Annotated in this window: 16 protein-coding genes and 2 tRNA genes; 14 read left to right on the top strand and 4 right to left on the bottom strand. The window is 65.2% G+C overall.

Features of this window, described 5'->3' with window-relative positions:
• The first annotated feature begins 45 nt into the window (after positions 1–45).
• Genes hemC through CT3_RS04130 form a run of 4 tightly spaced genes read left to right on the top strand, consistent with a single transcriptional unit; the run spans position 46 to position 4,207 of the window.
• Positions 46–987 carry a hydroxymethylbilane synthase gene (gene hemC / locus CT3_RS04145; RefSeq protein ID WP_066540703.1) on the top strand — a complete coding sequence of 314 codons (942 nt, stop codon included), beginning with the start codon at positions 46–48 and terminating at the stop codon, positions 985–987.
• A complete protein-coding gene (locus CT3_RS04140) occupies positions 987–1,802 on the top strand; it encodes a uroporphyrinogen-III synthase (RefSeq protein ID WP_066540702.1) in 816 nt (271 codons plus the stop codon). The genes hemC and CT3_RS04140 overlap by 1 nt, the downstream gene beginning before the upstream one ends.
• The gene (locus CT3_RS04135; RefSeq protein WP_066540700.1) at positions 1,799–2,911 is read left to right on the top strand and encodes a uroporphyrinogen-III C-methyltransferase; all 1,113 of its coding nucleotides are present in this window, start codon (positions 1,799–1,801) and stop codon (positions 2,909–2,911) included. Before CT3_RS04140 ends, CT3_RS04135 begins: the two co-directional genes overlap by 4 nt.
• A gap of 15 nt (positions 2,912–2,926) precedes the next feature.
• On the top strand, positions 2,927–4,207 hold the full coding sequence (locus CT3_RS04130) for a heme biosynthesis HemY N-terminal domain-containing protein (protein ID WP_066540697.1): 1,281 nt from the start codon (positions 2,927–2,929) through the stop codon (positions 4,205–4,207).
• 85 nt (positions 4,208–4,292) lie between these two features.
• Here CT3_RS04130 and CT3_RS04125 read toward each other — a convergent pair whose 3' ends face one another.
• Complete coding sequence (locus tag CT3_RS04125) at positions 4,293–4,889, bottom strand: IMPACT family protein (protein ID WP_066540695.1); 597 nt, start codon at positions 4,887–4,889, stop codon at positions 4,293–4,295.
• Positions 4,890–5,064: 175 nt separating this feature from the next.
• On the opposite strand from CT3_RS04125, the gene CT3_RS04120 reads away from it, so the two are divergent.
• The 6 genes from CT3_RS04120 to galU all read left to right on the top strand — a co-directional run bounded on the left by CT3_RS04120 (position 5,065) and on the right by galU (position 11,898).
• Positions 5,065–5,628 (top strand): cytochrome b, encoded by a 564-nt coding sequence (locus tag CT3_RS04120; protein WP_066540693.1) that lies wholly within the window; start codon positions 5,065–5,067, stop codon positions 5,626–5,628.
• Positions 5,629–5,666: 38 nt separating this feature from the next.
• Positions 5,667–6,239, top strand: a complete 573-nt coding sequence (locus CT3_RS04115) for a YceI family protein (protein WP_066540691.1) — start codon at positions 5,667–5,669, stop codon at positions 6,237–6,239.
• Positions 6,240–6,400: 161 nt separating this feature from the next.
• Positions 6,401–6,973, top strand: a complete 573-nt coding sequence (locus tag CT3_RS04110) for a YceI family protein (RefSeq protein WP_066540688.1) — start codon at positions 6,401–6,403, stop codon at positions 6,971–6,973.
• A gap of 155 nt (positions 6,974–7,128) precedes the next feature.
• Positions 7,129–7,797 (top strand): VOC family protein, encoded by a 669-nt coding sequence (locus CT3_RS04105; RefSeq protein ID WP_066540685.1) that lies wholly within the window; start codon positions 7,129–7,131, stop codon positions 7,795–7,797.
• A gap of 238 nt (positions 7,798–8,035) precedes the next feature.
• Positions 8,036–10,924 (top strand): valine--tRNA ligase, encoded by a 2,889-nt coding sequence (locus CT3_RS04100; RefSeq protein WP_066540682.1) that lies wholly within the window; start codon positions 8,036–8,038, stop codon positions 10,922–10,924.
• A gap of 86 nt (positions 10,925–11,010) precedes the next feature.
• Positions 11,011–11,898, top strand: a complete 888-nt coding sequence (galU, locus tag CT3_RS04095; RefSeq protein WP_066540680.1) for a UTP--glucose-1-phosphate uridylyltransferase GalU — start codon at positions 11,011–11,013, stop codon at positions 11,896–11,898.
• An 80-nt stretch (positions 11,899–11,978) separates the two neighbouring features.
• Here galU and CT3_RS04090 read toward each other — a convergent pair whose 3' ends face one another.
• The 3 genes from CT3_RS04090 to cysM form a co-directional block, all read right to left on the bottom strand.
• Positions 11,979–12,206 (bottom strand): sulfurtransferase TusA family protein, encoded by a 228-nt coding sequence (locus tag CT3_RS04090; protein WP_066540678.1) that lies wholly within the window; start codon positions 12,204–12,206, stop codon positions 11,979–11,981.
• Positions 12,207–12,476: 270 nt separating this feature from the next.
• Positions 12,477–13,100: an NUDIX domain-containing protein gene (locus CT3_RS04085; RefSeq protein ID WP_066540676.1), complete on the bottom strand. Its 624-nt coding sequence runs from the start codon at positions 13,098–13,100 to the stop codon at positions 12,477–12,479.
• A gap of 116 nt (positions 13,101–13,216) precedes the next feature.
• Positions 13,217–14,122, bottom strand: coding sequence for a cysteine synthase CysM (cysM, locus tag CT3_RS04080; protein ID WP_066540674.1), 906 nt, complete (start codon positions 14,120–14,122; stop codon positions 13,217–13,219).
• A 39-nt stretch (positions 14,123–14,161) separates the two neighbouring features.
• On the opposite strand from cysM, the gene CT3_RS04075 reads away from it, so the two are divergent.
• From CT3_RS04075 to CT3_RS04060, 4 genes are all read left to right on the top strand, one after another.
• Positions 14,162–14,246, top strand: a tRNA-Leu gene (locus CT3_RS04075).
• A gap of 23 nt (positions 14,247–14,269) precedes the next feature.
• Positions 14,270–14,346: transfer RNA gene (locus tag CT3_RS04070), tRNA-Met, on the top strand.
• A gap of 527 nt (positions 14,347–14,873) precedes the next feature.
• A complete protein-coding gene (locus CT3_RS04065; RefSeq protein WP_066540671.1) occupies positions 14,874–16,274 on the top strand; it encodes an aspartate ammonia-lyase in 1,401 nt (466 codons plus the stop codon).
• A gap of 247 nt (positions 16,275–16,521) precedes the next feature.
• Positions 16,522–16,752, top strand: a complete 231-nt coding sequence (locus tag CT3_RS04060; protein ID WP_066540669.1) for a DUF3079 domain-containing protein — start codon at positions 16,522–16,524, stop codon at positions 16,750–16,752.
• Positions 16,753–16,826: the final 74 nt, after the last annotated feature.

The following is a 16,826-nucleotide window of genomic DNA, read 5'->3' as shown; positions in this document are numbered from 1 at the left end:
GGCGCGCATGCTAGCATTCCCAGTTGCCCCGAAGGCTGACAACCCATGACTGCTACCCACACTTCTTCCTCTCTTGTGATCGCCACCCGTGAAAGCCGCCTGGCCCTGTGGCAGGCCGAACATGTGCAGGCCCTGCTGCGCGCGCGTGGCCACCAGGTGGAGCTGCTGGGCATGACCACCAAGGGCGACCAGATTCTGGACCGTTCGCTGTCCAAGGTCGGCGGCAAGGGCCTGTTCGTCAAGGAACTGGAAGTGGCCCTGGAAGAAGGCCGCGCCCACATTGCCGTGCACTCCCTCAAGGATGTGCCCATGGAACTGCCCGAAGGCTTTGTACTGGCCTGCGTGATGGAACGGGAAGACCCGCGCGACGCCTTCGTCTCCCCCCGCTACGCCAGCCTGGATGCGCTGCCCCAGGGTGCCGTCGTCGGCACCTCCAGCCTGCGCCGCCAGGTGCTGCTGCAGGCCCTGCGCCCGGACCTGAAGATCGAGCCGCTGCGCGGCAACCTCGACACCCGCCTGCGCAAGCTGGGCGAAGGCCAGTACGACGCCATCGTGCTGGCGGCCGCCGGCCTCAAGCGCCTGAACATGGCCGAGCGCATCCGCTGTGAATTCGAACCGGGCAGCATGCTGCCCGCTGCCGGACAGGGCGCACTGGGCATCGAGGTGCGCAGCGACCGCACGGACCTGATTGCGGCACTTCAGCCGCTGGTGCACATGCCCACCTGGCTGCGCGTGGCGGCCGAGCGTGCCGTCAGCCGCCGCCTGGGCGGCAGCTGCTCCGTGCCGCTGGCCGCCCATGCCCTGCTGGCCGACGATGGCACACTGACGCTGGATGCCGCCTGGGGCGATATCGAAGGCGTGCAGGCCCTGATCCAGGTGCGCCAGCAGGCCCACGTCACCACGCTGGACCAGGCCGAAGCCCTGGGCAATGCCGTGGCCGAACAGCTGCTGGCCCAGGGCGCCCGCTGCGCCGCCAAGGCGGAGTGATGGCCGCGCGGCCCACCGTCATCCTGACCCGTCCCCTGCCGGAGGCGCTGCATTGGCAGCAACTGCTGCAGGCCCGGGGCCTGAATGCCGCCGTGCTGCCGCTGCTGGACATTGCCCCCGCTGCCGATCCCGCCACGCTGGCCGCGCTGCAGCGCGTGGGCCAGGAACTGGCGGGCTACCGGGCCGTGATGTTTGTCAGCCCGAATGCGGTGCGCGGCCTGCTGGCCGCCCCCGACCTGCCTGACCTCCTGGCCCAGGCCGTCCATGCCCAGGGCCTGCGCCTGTGGGCCCCCGGCCCCGGCACCGCCAAGGTGCTGGAGCAGGCGGACCTTGCGGCCTCCGCCATCGACAGTCCGCCCGCCGATGCGCGGCAGTTCGATTCCGAATCCCTGTGGGCCGTCGTGGCACCGCAGATCCGCCCCGGCGACCGCGTGCTGATCGTGCGCGGCGCCAGCCTCCACAGCACCACCGACAGCCAGGGCTCTGGCCGCGAATGGCTGTCCAGCCAGCTGCGCAGCCTGGGTGCACAGGTCGAGCTGGTGGGGGTCTACAGCCGCCAATGCCCTGCAGCCACCCCGGCACTGCAGGAGCGCCTTGCAGCCCACTGCGCCGCCCGCGACCTGTGGCTGTTCAGCAGCTCGGAAGCCATTGCCCACCTGCTGCAGCTGTACCCCAAACAGGACTGGAGCCGCCAGCGCGCGCTGGCCACCCACCCCCGCATCGCCGCCACGGCACGCGCCGCGGGCTTTGGCCATGTTTTGGAATGTAAGCCTGATGTGGAAAGTGTGTCTGCGTCGATAGAATCCTGGTCATGAGCACCGACGGCGCACAGCACCCTCCTTTCCCCCCATCTTCCGAGCAGCCCCCGACGCCACCAGGCGCCCCCGTGCGCACCGGTACCGGTCCCTCGCCCCTGGCCTGGGTGGCCATGGTGCTGGCCGCTGCCGGCCTGGGCAGCAGCGTGCTGCTGTGGCAGAAGGTGGATGGCATGCAGGAGCAACTGGCACGCCAGACGGCCGAGTCCGGCACCCAGGCCACCGAAGCCCGTGCGCTTGCCCGTGAGTCCCAGGATCTGGTGCGCGACGCCACCGGCCGCCTGGCCGTGGTGGAAGCCCGCATGCAGGACGCCACCCTGCAACGCACCCAGCTCGAAGAGCTGATGCACAGCGTCTCCCGCTCGCGCGACGAGACGCTGCTGATCGACCTCGAATCCGCCCTGCGCATGGCCGTGCAGCAGGCCCAGCTCTCCGGCAGCCTGGAACCGCTGGTGGCCACCCTCAAAGGCTCGGCCCAGCGTGTGGAACGAACGGCCCAGCCGCGCCTGGCCCCGGTACAGCGCGCCATCGAACAGGATCTGGAACGCCTGTCCCGTGCCTCGGTCACCGACACCGCCGGCCTGCTGGCCCGGCTGGATGAGCTGGTGCGCATGGTGGACGAGATCCCCATGCTCAACAGCGTGACCCAGGCCCCCAACCTGGCCAAGGGCAGCGCCAGCACCGGTGTGCCGCTGCCGCCCGCGCTGGATGCGGCGGTCACCCCCACCCAATGGGCCTGGTGGAAGCATTGGGGCGAGCGCGTCTGGAGCGCTTCGGCCGATGAAGCCCGCGATCTGGTGCGCATCCGTCGCATCGACCACCCGGACGCCGTGCTGCTGGCGCCCGAACAGGCTTTCTTCCTGCGCGAGAACCTCAAGCTAAAGCTGCTCAATGCCCGCCTGGGCCTGCTGGCGCGCCAATATGACTCGGCACGCTCCGACCTGGGAAGTGCCAACACCGCCCTGGCCAAGTACTTCGACAGCCAGTCCCGCCGCACGCAAAGCGCCCAGGCCCTGATGCTGCAGATCCAGACGCATTTGCGCCAGACCGAGCAGCCTTCCATCAACGACACGCTGAGCGCGCTGGCCACAGCCGCTTCCAGCCGCTGACCGGGGAGGCCCAGCATGCGCGCTGCATTGTGGTTTGTCGGTCTGTTCTGCCTAGCTGTGGCTGGCGCCCTGTTTGCGGGCAACAACCAGGGCTCGGTCATGCTGTTCTGGCCGCCCTACCGGCTGGACCTGTCCCTGAACATGGTGGTGCTGCTGTTGCTGGCGGCATTCTTCATTCTGTATGGCGCCCTGCGCGGCTTTTCCGCCCTGGTCACCTTGCCGCTGCAGGCCAAGCGCTGGCGCCTGCAGCAACGCGAACGCAATATGCACCAGGCCCTGCTGGAGTCCTTGACCCATCTGCATGCCGGCCGCTTCCTGCGGGCCCGCAAGGCGGCCCTGCAGTCGCTCACGCTGGAAGACGGCCTGGACAAGGACAAGGCCACGGTGGCCTACCGGCTGCAGCTGCGCACCATCGCCCACATGGCGGCGGCCGACAGCTCCCATGCCCTGCAGGACCGGGCCACCCGGGACGAACACCTGGACGCCGCGCTGGATCTGGCGCCGCTGAACGGCACCACCCAGCAGCAGGAGCTGCGCGAAGGCGCACAAATGCGCTCGGCCCGCTGGGCACTGGACGACCGCGACGCCAGTGGCGCACTGGAACGCCTGAGCGAACTGCCCCATGGCGCGGCACGCCGCACGATTGCACTGCGCATCAAGCTCAAGGCCACGCGCCTGGCCCGGCAGACCCAGCCGGCACTGGAAACCGCGCGCCTGCTGGCCAAGCACAAGGCATTCTCGCCCGAAGCGTCGGCCAGCCTGCTGCGCAGCCTGCTGCTGGAGCAGATCCACAGCGCCCACGACGCAGGGCAGCTGCTGCACGCCTGGTTGCAAGCCGAAGCGCGCGAACGCAGCGCGCCCGAGTTGGCCATTCCCGCCGCCCGCCGCCTGGTGGCCCTGGGGGGTGACAGCGCCACTGCACGCGAATGGCTGCTGCCGGTCTGGGAGGCCCAGTTGCAGCAGCCCCAGGGCCTGCACAGCGAGCACAGCACCCGCCTGGTCCTGGCCCTGCAGGAAAGCCTGGACGATCTGGACGCCGCCTGGCTGGGCCGCATCGAAGCGGCGTTGCGGCATGCCCCGCACAACCCGCGCCTGCAGTACCTGGCCGGCATGGCCTGCCTGCAGCGCCAGCTATGGGGCAAGGCCCAGCAGTTGCTGGGCCAGTCTACCCAGCAGCTCAAGGACCAGGCACTGCTGCACAGCGCCTGGACGGCCCTGGCCATTCTGGCCGAGCGCCACGAAGCGCCCGACGAAGCCGCCCACGCCTGGAAGCAGGCGGCGCTGCACGGCAAGTAAGCCCCCTGGTCCACCACTTCGGACAACGGACAGGGAACGCCGCCTGCGCCAGCCTGGCGCGAAGGAGCGTCCTTTGCCTGCGGCGTCAGTCCGGCCAGTGCTCCAGCCAGCCCAGCCGCCCCTGCCCCAGATCGTTGAGGCGTTCCACCAGGGCGAAGGCGGCACTTTCCGGCAAGGTCCACTGCGCGGCCACCATGCTGCCGTGCTGCACCTGCAGCAGTTCGGCCCCGGCCTGGGCGATTTCACGGCGCAGCCAGCCTTCCATGGCATAGGGCACCTCGCACTGCAGCAGCGCCATGCGCTGCAGCGTGATTTTTTCCGCGCCGATCAGCGCCTGCGCCACGCTGTCGGTATAGGCCCGCACCAGGCCGCCGGCCCCCAGCTTGACCCCACCGAAGTAGCGCACCACGGTGGCCAGCACGCCTTCCAGCTCCTGGTGGCGCAGCACATCCAGCATCGGGCGGCCGGCCGTACCGCTGGGCTCGCCGTCATCCACCGCCGCAGATTGGCCGCCGGCCAGCAAGGCCCAGCAGATGTGGGCCGCCGCCGGGTGCTGCTTCCACAAGGCATCCACGGCGGCCTGGGCACTGGCGCGGTCGCGCATGGGCTGCACGCAGCCGATGAAACGGCTTTTCTTGATGATCAATTCACTGTGCGCGGGGGAAGCAAGGGTCTGGGCCATAGGGCTGGTGAGCTTACCTGAGCCAGGGGCCCCACTGCGGGCCACTCCGGCATTCAAGCTTTTTGAACTGTCACGTCAATTTGCCTGAACTTTTTTGTCACCTTTGCTTCCTACACTCCATCTCTTGTCGCGCTTCATGGCCGCTTGCCAGGTGCTTTAAAAACAACGCATAACCATGCCCACCCCCACCGCTTCCACCCGCTACAGCCTGCCCGCCATCGCACTGCACTGGCTGTTGGCCGTTGGCCTGATCGGCCTGCTGGCCTTTGGCTGGTACATGACCGGACTGCCGTTTTCCCCGGCACGCCTGAAGTACTACAACTGGCACAAATGGGCCGGCGTCACCATTTTGGTGCTCAGCCTGCTGCGCCTGGTCTGGCGCCTTACCCACCGCCCGCCCGCACTGCCTGCTGCCATGGCCGCGGGGATGCCGCGCTGGCAGCACCTCGCCCACCATGGCGTGCACCACCTGCTGTACCTGCTGTTCTTTGCGGTGCCGCTGCTGGGCTGGGCTTACAGCTCGGCCGCCGGCTTCCCCATCGTGTGGTTCGGTCTGTGGCAGCTGCCCAATTTCGTGCCGGCCGATCCGGCACTGGCCGAAGCCCTCAAGCCCTGGCACATGATCAGCGCCTACACGCTGGCCGCCCTGATTGCCCTGCACATTGCGGCAGCACTCAAGCACCAGTTCATCGACCGCGACGGCCTGCTGCGCCGCATGCTGCCCGGCAAAGCCGCGTAATTCGTCCCCTGTTTTTTTTCGAGCGTCAGGAGTTCACCATGACTTTCAGCACCACTTTCCGCGCCGCCTTCTTTGCCAGTGCAACCCTGCTAGGCACCGCCGCCATGGCCGCCCAGGCCCTGGTGCCGGCGCAAAGCAGCATCAACTTCACCGCCAAGCAGATGGGCGTGCCCCTGCAAGGCCAGTTCAAGAAGTTCGACGCGCAGGTGAGCTTTGACACCGCCAAGCCCGAAACCAGCAAGATCCACTTCACCGTGGAAACCGGCAGCGCCACCATGGGCTCCAAGGAGACCGACAGCAACCTGCTCGGCGCGGACTGGTTCAACATCGCCAAGTTCCCCAAGGCCACGTTCGATTCCACCGCCGTCAAGGCGCTGGGCGGCGGCAAGTACCAGGTGGACGGCACGCTGACCATCAAGGGCAACGCCCAGAAGGTGTCCGTGCCCGTGGTGCTGACCCAATCGGGCGCCACCACCATCGCTGCCGGCACCCTGCCGCTCAAGCGCCTGTCGTTCAAGATCGGCGATGGCGACTGGGCCGACACCTCCATGGTGGCCGACGAAGTCACCGTGCAGTTCAAGCTGGCACTGACCGGTGTGGGCAAGCTCTGACGTTCTGGACAGCCACCGGTGTGCATACCCGCTCTGCTGCATAGGACCGCGATCTTGATTTCCAAGATGCGTTCAGGGCAATGCGGCATGCACACAGGCAGCCATTGATTCACGGTTCCGTTTTCCCTCTCTCATTCATTTTTCACACAGGAGATTCCTTCATGCGTTCCACCCTGTTTGCTCTGGCTGCAGCCAGCCTGTTCGCCACCGCCGCCCACGCTGCACCGGCCCAGTACGCCATCGACCCCACCCACACCTTCGCCACCTTCGAAATCGACCACTTCGGCGCCTCCACCAACCGCGCCCGTTTCGACAAGAAGCAAGGCGCCGTGGAATTCGACAAGGCCGCCAAGACCGGCAAGGTGGAAGTGACGCTGGACATGACCAGCGTGAACTCCGGCACAGCAGCCTTCGACAAGCACCTGAAGAGCAAGGACATCTTCAACACCGACCAGTACCCGGTGTCCAAGTTCGTGTCCGACAAGTTCGTGTTCGACGGCGACAAGCTCAAGGAAGTGACCGGCCAGCTGACGCTGAACGGCCAGACCCACCCCATCACCATCAAGGCCAACAAGTTCACCTGCTACGAAAGCCCCATGCTCAAGCGTGAAGTCTGCGGCGGCGACTTTGAAGCCACCATCGACCGCACCCAGTGGGGTGTGAACTACGGCGTGGACTGGGGCTTTGCCAAGAACGTGCGCCTGGTGCTGCAGCTGGAAGCCGTCAAGCAGTAAGCCCTGCACCGACCGCCTTGCATGGCCGCCCACGCAGCCGTGCCTGCCACCCGCCTGCCCTCCCGGCATGCGGGTTTTTCTTTGCCCAACAGCGCCGTCAGTTCCTAGAATTCCGTTTAGTGCAATGCATTGCATATACGTAAAAGGAGCTGCACATGCCCACCGCCTCTGCCAGTCCCCAGGCCATCTCCCAGGTCAGCCTCTCGACCGGCGCCCGCCCGGACCTGGCCACGCTGCCACCGCCTGCCGCCATCCAGCAGCTGCACCACTACGCCTACAAGGCGCGCGATGCAGAGGAAACGCGCCACTTCTACGAAGACATCCTGGGCCTGCCGCTCTACCACATCATCCAGAGCGACCATGTGCCCTCCACGGGTGAGTACTGCCCCTACACCCACTTCTTTTTCCGCCTGCGCGATGGCAGCTTCATCGCCTTCTTTGACATCGGCGACGACGAAAAAGCCCTGCCATCCCCCAACACCCCGCTGTGGATCAACCACATTGCCTTCCGCGTGGACAGCGTGCAGGAGCTGGAAAACACCAAGGCCCGCCTGCAGGCGCACGGTGTGGAGGTGCTGGGCGTGACCGACCACCACATCTTCAAAAGCATTTATTTCTTCGACCCCAACGGCATCCGGCTGGAGCTATCGGCCCAGCTGGCCGACGCCGTGCAGATGGCACGCGAAAGCACCACCGCCCATGCCCGCCTGGCCGAATGGACCGCCCGCAAGCAGCAGTGGCGTGCGGAACGCGCCGCCGGCGCCAGCAGCACGCCCCTCAAGCCCCAGCACAACGACCGACCGGAATACGGCGGCAAGCGCTGAGCGCGCCGGCCGTAGGCGCACGGCCAGGGGCACGCGGACAACGGCATGGTGTGCTCCTGATTTCACAGCACACCATGCGCATGCCGCTGGCATGCGGCACCGATCTGGCACTCCACCATAGACCCCGACCTGCGCGCAGCCGGGGGTGCTGGCTAAAATCATTGCAATCCGTCTTTTTCCCTGCAGACGGCATCCCCTGTGGATGCCGTTTGCATTTCCAGATTTCCTTCACGCAGCCATGAGCGACACCATTGCCCAGCCAGGCCTCGACAGCCTCTCCAAGTCTTTTGAGCCATCCGCCATCGAAGCCCAGTGGGGCCCCGAGTGGGAGAAGCGCGGCTACGGCAACGCCGGCTACCGCGGCACGGGCCAGCCCGGCGCCGAAGCCACCGCTGCGGGCAACAATTTCGCCATCCAGCTGCCGCCCCCCAATGTGACCGGCACGCTGCACATGGGCCACGCGTTCAACCAGACCATCATGGACTCGCTGACGCGCTACCACCGCATGAAGGGCTACAACACGGCCTGGATTCCCGGTACCGACCACGCCGGCATTGCCACCCAGATCGTGGTGGAACGCCAGCTGCAGACCCAGGGCGTGAGCCGCTATGACCTGGGCCGTGACGAGTTCACCAAGAAGGTCTGGGAGTGGAAGGAAAAGTCCGGCAACACCATCACCACGCAGATGCGCCGCATGGGCGATACCGTGGACTGGAGCCGTGAGTACTTCACCATGGACGACAAGCTGTCCAAGGTGGTGACCGAGACCTTTGTGAAGCTGTACCAGCAAGGCCTGATCTACCGCGGCAAGCGCCTGGTGAACTGGGATCCGGTGCTGCAATCGGCCGTGTCCGATCTGGAAGTGGAAAACCAGGAAAAGGACGGTTCGCTCTGGCACATCGCCTACCCGCTGACCAGCGGTGAAGGCAATCTGGTGGTCGCCACCACCCGCCCCGAAACCATGCTGGGCGACGTGGCCGTGATGGTCCACCCCGAAGACGAGCGCTACAAGCACCTGATCGGCCAGACTGTGACCCTGCCGCTGGTGGGCCGCCACATCCCCATCATTGCCGACGAATACGTGGACCGCGAGTTCGGCACCGGCGTGGTGAAGGTGACGCCTGCGCACGACCAGAACGACTACCAGGTGGGCCTGCGCCACAAGCTGCCGATGATCTGCGTGCTGACGCTGACCGCCAAGATCAACGACGAAGCGCCCGAGAAATACCGCGGCATGGACCGTTTCGTGGCCCGCAAGGCCATCGTCGCCGACCTGGAAGAACTGGGCCTGATGGTCGAGATCAAGAAGCACAAGCTGATGGTGCCGATCTGCGACCGTACCGGCCAGGTGATCGAACCCATGCTGACCGACCAGTGGTTCATCGCCATGAGCAAGGTCAGCGACCAGGATCCGACCGGCAAGTCCATCGCCCAGAAGGCCATCGATGCCGTGGCCTCTGGCGAAGTGCAGTTTGTGCCCGAGAACTGGGTCAACACCTACAACCAGTGGATGAACAACATCCAGGACTGGTGCATCTCGCGCCAGCTGTGGTGGGGCCACCAGATTCCGGCCTGGTATGACGAGGAAGGCAACCTCTACGTTGCCAAGAACGAAGCCGAAGCCCAGGCCCAGGCCCCCGGCAAGACCCTCACGCGCGACCCGGATGTGCTCGACACCTGGTACTCGTCCGCCATGGTGCCGTTCTCCACCATGGGCTGGCCCGACCAGACCGATGCCACCGACGATGACTACAACCTCTACCTGCCCTCGTCGGTGCTGGTGACGGGCTACGACATCATCTTCTTCTGGGTGGCCCGGATGATCATGATGACCACGCACTTCACCGGTCGCGTGCCGTTCAAGCATGTCTACATCCACGGCCTGGTGCGCGATGCACAGGGCAAGAAGATGTCCAAGTCCGAAGGCAATGTGCTGGACCCGGTCGACCTGATCGACGGCATCTCGCTGGAGCCGCTGCTGGACAAGCGCACCACCGGCCTGCGCAAGCCCGAAACCGCACCCCAGGTGCGCAAGAACACGCAAAAGGAATTCCCCGAAGGCATTCCCGCCTACGGTGCCGATGCGCTGCGATTCACCTTTGCCGCACTGGCCTCGCTGGGCCGCTCGATCAACTTCGACAGCAAGCGCTGCGAGGGCTACCGCAACTTCTGCAACAAGCTGTGGAACGCCTCCCGCTTTGTGCTGATGAACTGCGAAGGCTATGACTGCGGTCTGCAGGACCACACCGCGGCCGACTGTGCCGGCGGCTATCTGCAGTTCAGCCAGCCCGACCGCTGGATCGTCTCGCAGCTGCAAAAGGTCGAGGCCGAAGTGGCCAAGGGCTTTGCAGAGTTACGTCTGGACAACGTCGCCAACACCCTCTACGACTTTGTCTGGAACGAGTTCTGCGACTGGTACCTGGAAATCGCCAAGGTGCAGATCCAGACCGGCAACGAAGCCCAGCAGCGCGCCACACGCCGCACGCTGATCCGCACGCTGGAAACCATTCTGCGTCTGGCCCACCCCATCATCCCGTTCGTCACCGAAGCCCTGTGGCAGAAGGTGGCCCCCGTGGCCGGCCGCGCCGGTGCCTCAATCGCCATCGCCGCCTACCCCGAGGCACAGCCCGAGAAGATCGACGAAGCCGCCATCGCCTATGTGGCGCGCATCAAGCAGATGGTGGACGCCTGCCGTGCCCTGCGCGGCGAGATGGGCGTGTCGCCCGCCCAGCGCCTGCCGCTGCTGACGGTGGCCGGCTCGGCCGACGGCGCTGCCTTCCTGCGCGCCAATGCCGATGTGTTGAAGAACCTGGCCAAGCTCAGCGAAGTCAAGGTGTTCGACGACGAAGCCGCCTGGGCCACCGAGGCGCAGAACGCCCCCGTGTCCGTGGTGGGAGATGCCCGCCTGGCGCTGTTCGTGGAAGTGGACGTGGAAGCCGAAAAGGCCCGCCTGTCCAAGGAAGCCAAGCGCCTGGAAGGCGAAATCGCCAAGGCCAACGGCAAGCTGGGCAATGAAGCCTTCTGCGCCAAGGCACCCGCTGCGGTGCTGGAGCAGGAGAAAAAGCGCGTTGCCGACTTTGGCGCCACGCTGACCCGCATCCAGGAACAACTGGCCCGCCTGGGCTGATCGCTGGTAAGCTGAGCTCAGAAGGCGCTGCGGCTTCGGTCACAGCGCCTTTTTCCCTTTTGTAGAGGATTTGTTGAGGTTTTGTCATGACCAACCCGAACCGCGTGCGCAAAGCCGTGTTCCCTGTCGCCGGCCTGGGCACCCGTTTTTTGCCTGCCACCAAGGCATCACCCAAGGAAATGCTGCCCGTGGTGGACAAGCCGCTGATCCAGTACGCCGTCGAGGAAGCCTATGAAGCCGGTATCCGCGACATGATCTTTGTCACCGGCCGCAGCAAGCGCGCCATCGAAGACCATTTCGACACCGCCTACGAGCTGGAAAACGAGCTGGAACGTGCCGGCAAACAGGCCATGCTGGACCTGGTGCGCGCCGTCGTCCCGGCCGACATGAACTGCCTGTTTGTGCGCCAGCCACGGTCGCTGGGCCTGGGCCATGCGGTACTGTGCGCCGAGCCCCTGGTGGGCAACGAACCCTTCGCCGTCATCCTGGCCGACGACCTGATGACCGGATTGCCCGGCGGCCCCGGCGTGATGGCGCAGATGACCGCCGCTTTCCTGAAGCAAGGCCGCTCGCTGCTGGCCGTGCAGGAAGTACCGCTGGAACACACCAAGCGCTACGGCATTGTCAAAGGCGAGCCCGCAGGCGGCCCGCTGCTGCGCGTGGATGAGATCGTGGAAAAACCGGCACCGGAAGTGGCCCCCTCGCGCATGGGCGTGGCCGGCCGCTATGTGCTGACACCGCGCATCTTTGACGAGATTCGCAGCCAGCCCAAGGGCGTGGGTGGAGAAATCCAGCTCACCGATGCCATCGAGCGCCTGATGCAGCATGAAACCGTCTACGCCTACCAGTACAGCGGCAAGCGCTATGACTGCGGCAGCAAGGAAGGCTTTCTGCAAGCCACGGTGGAACTGGCACTTCAGCACCCGGAAGTGGGCGCCTCGTTCCGCGCCTACCTCCAGACCCTGGACATCTGACCGCACACTCTGCCCGGTCACAATGAACAAAAGGCCTGCAATTGCAGGCCTTTTGTGATCAGAAGCCCGCCTTTAACGCATCAGCGGCGGCGCAGCACGTGAATGAACTCGTCGCCCACGGTTTCCTGGTGCACCAGTTCGTTGCCCGTCTGCTTGGCAAATGCCTGGAAGTCGCGCAACGAACCGGTGTCGGTGGCCACTACTTTCAGCAACTGGCCGCTCTCCATGCCCGACAGGGCTTTTTTGGCCTTGAGGATGGGCAAAGGGCAGTTCATGCCGCGGGTGTCGATTTCTTGGTCAATCTGCATGGGGTTCTCGCAAAAGTGCAGCCTTGGGGGCTGCTCTGGAGGGCCATTGTAGAAAGCCTGCAGCAGCCTTGTGACGGACAGCGGTACCGACCTGCCCCCACGGGTGACGCTCCACACCACCGTCTTCCGAAGCGTGAGTGCACCACGACGCCTGGGGGCGGGCGACGCACACGACGCACAAGGGCTGCCCCATCGCGCACACGGCACCCTCTGGAGCAGCCCACGGGGAAAGACGGGGGAAGGGGAAGCCGCATCGCGGCTCAGGGGGCGTTACGCCAGGGTGGGCGGCAACTGAAACCGCGCATCTTCGCTCCATGGCCGCAGCGGCCACTTGGCGGGATCCGGTTCCGGGCTCTGGCCGGGACGGAAGGCCCCGAATTGTGGCTCCACGCCCTTGTCGCGGATCCAGTGGGCCAGGGCATAGCCCGTGCCCGCCGGCCAGCAGCGCGCGGCTTCGGGGGTCACCCAGCGGTATTCCAGCAGCTCGGGAGACAGGCGCACATCGTCGGGATTGCCCGCCACGCGCACGTGGTAGGCGATCAGCACCTGGTTCATGCGCAGAAATTCCCAGCTGCCCAGCAGGCGCAGGGCTTTGACCTGCAGACCGGTTTCTTCCAGCACCTCGCGGCAGATGCCGGTTTCCGGAGATTCGCCGGCTTCCATGAAACCGGTGATCAGGCCGAACACGCCTTCCTGCCACAGCGCATTGCGCGCCAGCAAGGCTTGGCCACGGTCGTTTTCCACCACTGCCGCCAGCACGGGCGTGGGGTTGCCCCAGTGCGTGAAGCCACAGGCCGGGCAGCGCAGACGGCTGACATCGCCGCTGTCTTCCGCCTGGGTGATCCATTCCAGCGGCGTGGCACAGTTCGAGCAAAAACGGGTTTCGAATGCCATGGAAGTTCCGGTGCGAGTTTGAGTTTTTGATAGCAGCCTGCACGCTTGCAGCATGCGCAGACTGCTATCTTGAGCATCAACCCGGCCAGTGTAGCCGCCAGGCAGGAGGCCTGCTGTTACGCAGGGAACACGCCGGTGGACAGGTAGCGGTCGCCGCGGTCGCAGACGATGAAGACGATGGTGGCATTGGTTTCGCGCTTGGCGATTTCCTGGGCCACCCACAACGCACCGGCGGCAGAAATGCCGGCGAAGATGCCTTCCTCGCGCGCCATGCGGCGGGCCATGTCCTCGGCATCATCCTGGCTCACATAGACCAGCTCGTCGACCAGACTGGCGTCATAGATCTTGGGCAGATATTCCTCGGGCCACTTGCGGATGCCGGGAATGCGCGAACCTTCGGAGGGCTGGGCACCGATGATCTTCACATCCGGGTTCTGCTCCTTCAGGTACTTGGCCACGCCGGTGATGGTGCCGGTGGTGCCCATGGCGCTGACGAAGTGGGTGATCTTGCCGCCGGTCTGCGCCCACAGTTCCGGGCCCGTGGTTTCGTAGTGGGCGCGGGGGTTGTCGGCGTTGGCAAACTGGTCCAGCACCACACCCTTGCCCTGGGCCACCATCTGGTCGGCCAGGTCGCGGGCGTACTCCATGCCGCCGCTCTTGGGCGTGAGGATCAGCTCGGCACCATAGGCCTTCATGGTCTGGGCGCGCTCGATAGACAGGTCCTCCGGCATGATCAGCACCATGCGGTAGCCCTTGATGGCGGCCGCCATCGCCAGCGCGATGCCGGTGTTGCCGGATGTGGCCTCAATCAGCGTGTCGCCAGGCTTGATCTCACCGCGCTCCTGGGCGCGCTGGATCATGGACAGCGCGGGACGGTCTTTCACCGACCCCGCAGGGTTGTTGCCCTCCAGCTTGCCCAGAACCACATTGCCTTTTTCCGCGTTTGCGGCAGCGTTGATGCGCTGCAGTGCCACCAGAGGCGTGTTGCCGATGACGCTTTCAATCGAAGGATACGTTTGCATGTGCATAAATGTGCCATAATCCACGCTTCCCTGATTGCTGCCCGGGTGGTGGAATTGGTAGACGCAGCGGACTCAAAATCCGCCGCCGCAAGGCGTGCCGGTTCGATTCCGGCCCCGGGCACCACAGAATCAGAGAAAACCAGTTATCGCGAGGTGGAGCAGTCTGGTAGCTCGTTGGGCTCATAACCCAAAGGTCGTTGGTTCAAATCCAGCCCTCGCAACCAATTGGTGCATCCGCACCACAAAAAAAGCCCACTGCAAGTGGGCTTTTTTGTTTCCGTCGCGTGCCATCGCCCCCGTTGGCACGCGCCCTGGCAAGGTCAGGCATCCCCGCTAACGGGGTTGCGCACGCCCCTTTCCCCCAAGTCGTTTTCCTGTTCCGTGCCGTTTTTCACCAGCGCACGGGCTTGCAGCCCCGCGCCAAGCACATCGCCGCCCAGCACGGCCTATCCCATTGGGTCCGCCCCCTGAAGCCCGGCAAAGCCATGCCCTGTGCGGTGGAGCACGCTTTCGCACCGTGTCAAACGGACTCCCCATATCGCACCAAAACAGTGCGACGATGGACATGATATGCAGCAAAATTTGGCTTCTCATCCGTTCTAAGCATAATTTCACCCAACAGCCCGGCTTGGTACTGCACTGTTTTAGTGCCAATCAGCCGGGCTTTGCCACGCCCGGACCTTGCGCCCGCGTGGCCCCGGCCCACTGTGCCGGAGCCGATTTTTTATTCTTTTCAGCCAATCTGCTCACCATGCGCCAAGAAAGCGACTTTTTGGGTCCCAAGGACATCCCCGACAACGCCTACTGGGGCGTCCACACCGCCCGTGCGGTGGAGAACTTTCCCATCACCGGCCACAGCGTGGCCCATATGCCCCAGCTGATTCGCGCCTACGCCCTGGTGAAGAAAGCTGCCGCCCACGCCAACCTGGCACTGGGCACCATCACGGCCCCGCAGGCCGATGCCATCTCCAAGGCCTGTGACGACCTGGCGGCCGGCCAACTGCACGACCAGTTCGTGGTGGATGTGATCCAGGGCGGCGCCGGCACCTCCACCAATATGAACGCCAACGAGGTCATCGCCAACCGGGCGCTGGAACACCTCGGTCTGGCCAAGGGCCGTTATGACGTGATCCATCCCAACGACCACGTCAATGCCTCGCAGTCCACCAATGACTCCTACCCCACCGCTGTCAAGCTGGCCACCTGGTTCGGCATCCAGGAGCTGCTGGCGGCCCTTGCCGCACTGCGCGGCGCCTTTCAGGACAAGGCCGTGGAATTCAAGGATGTGTTGAAGATCGGCCGCACCCAGCTGCAGGACGCCGTGCCCATGACACTGGGCCAGGAATTCAACGCCTTCGTCTCCATGATTGCCGACGATGAAAAGCGCTTGCGCGAATCCGCCCCCCTGGTGTGCGAGGTCAACATGGGCGGCACCGCCATCGGTACCGGCCTGAACGCCCCCGTGGGCTATGTCGACGTGGTCATCCCGAAGCTGGCCGAATTCTCGGGCGTGCCCGTGGTCAAGGCCGCCGACATGATCGCCGCCACCTGCGACACCGGTGCCTTTGCCGACATCTCCGGCATCCTGAAGCGCATTGCCGTCAAGCTGTCCAAGATCAGCAACGACCTGCGCCTGCTGTCCTCCGGCCCCCAGGCCGGCGTGGGCGACATTCAGCTGCCCGCGCGCCAGGCCGGTTCGTCGATCATGCCCGGCAAGGTCAACCCCGTGATCCCGGAAGTGATGAACCAGGTGTGCTTCGAAGTGATTGGCAACGACGTCGCCATCACCATGGCCACCGAAGCCGGTCAGCTGCAGCTCAACGCCTTCGAACCGCTGATGGCCTGGGCCCTGCACAAAAGCCTTCAACACCTGGCCCATGCCTGCCACACACTGCAGGTCAACTGCGTGGAAGGCATCGTCGCCAACCGCCGCGTGCTGGACGAGCGCATTGCCTCTTCGGTGACGCTGGTGACCGCCTTGAACCCGCTGATCGGTTACGAAAGGGCCGCCCAGATTGCCAAAACCGCCATTGCCAGCGGCAAACCCATCGGGGTCGTGGCCGAGGAACTGGGCGTAATGAGCCAGGCCCAGATGCAGCAGTTGCTGGTCGCCGACAAGCTGACCATGCCCGGCGCGCTGACCGCCGCCTGAGCACCCGCGATGTGCCGCCCGGCACACGGGGCGGCACCTGGGGTCCAGGCCATGCCAGCGGCCACCCGCTGCGCTCGCACGGTACGGTGCCAGGTCCGTGCGGTGCCGTGCGAACATGCGTTGCCTGCAGACAGCCATTGCTTGATACAGGGCAAGCCGCGGTGAATCTTCTGTCGCTTGCCGTAGCACCCAACAGCCACTGCAGCGCATACTGGCTGGGCATTCTCCCCATGCCGCGAGCGGCACCATGGCCAAGAAATTCCCCAGCAACCCGCCCCACCCTGAACGCCTGTGCTGGGGCTGTGACCTCTACTGCCCCGCCACCGACCTGCGCTGCGGCAATGGCTCCGACCGCACGCCCCACCCCAGCGAACTGTGGGGCGAAGACTGGCAAGCCATGGACAGCGGCACCCCTGCTGAAAACGCCGCATCTTCACCCGAAGATGCCGGCGCAGCGCGCCCTGCGGCCACTCCATAAAACAACACCCACCTCCTACTCAATTGCGGGTTGCGGAAATAGGGGGGAGTGAGGCGCTTGCACTTGCGGCCACC

The sequence above is a fragment of the Comamonas terrigena NBRC 13299 genome (assembly GCF_006740045.1).
Classification (GTDB): domain Bacteria; phylum Pseudomonadota; class Gammaproteobacteria; order Burkholderiales; family Burkholderiaceae_C; genus Comamonas; species Comamonas terrigena.
Note: the sequence above shows the minus strand (reverse complement) of the source record. Positions and strands in the feature narration are given on the sequence as shown.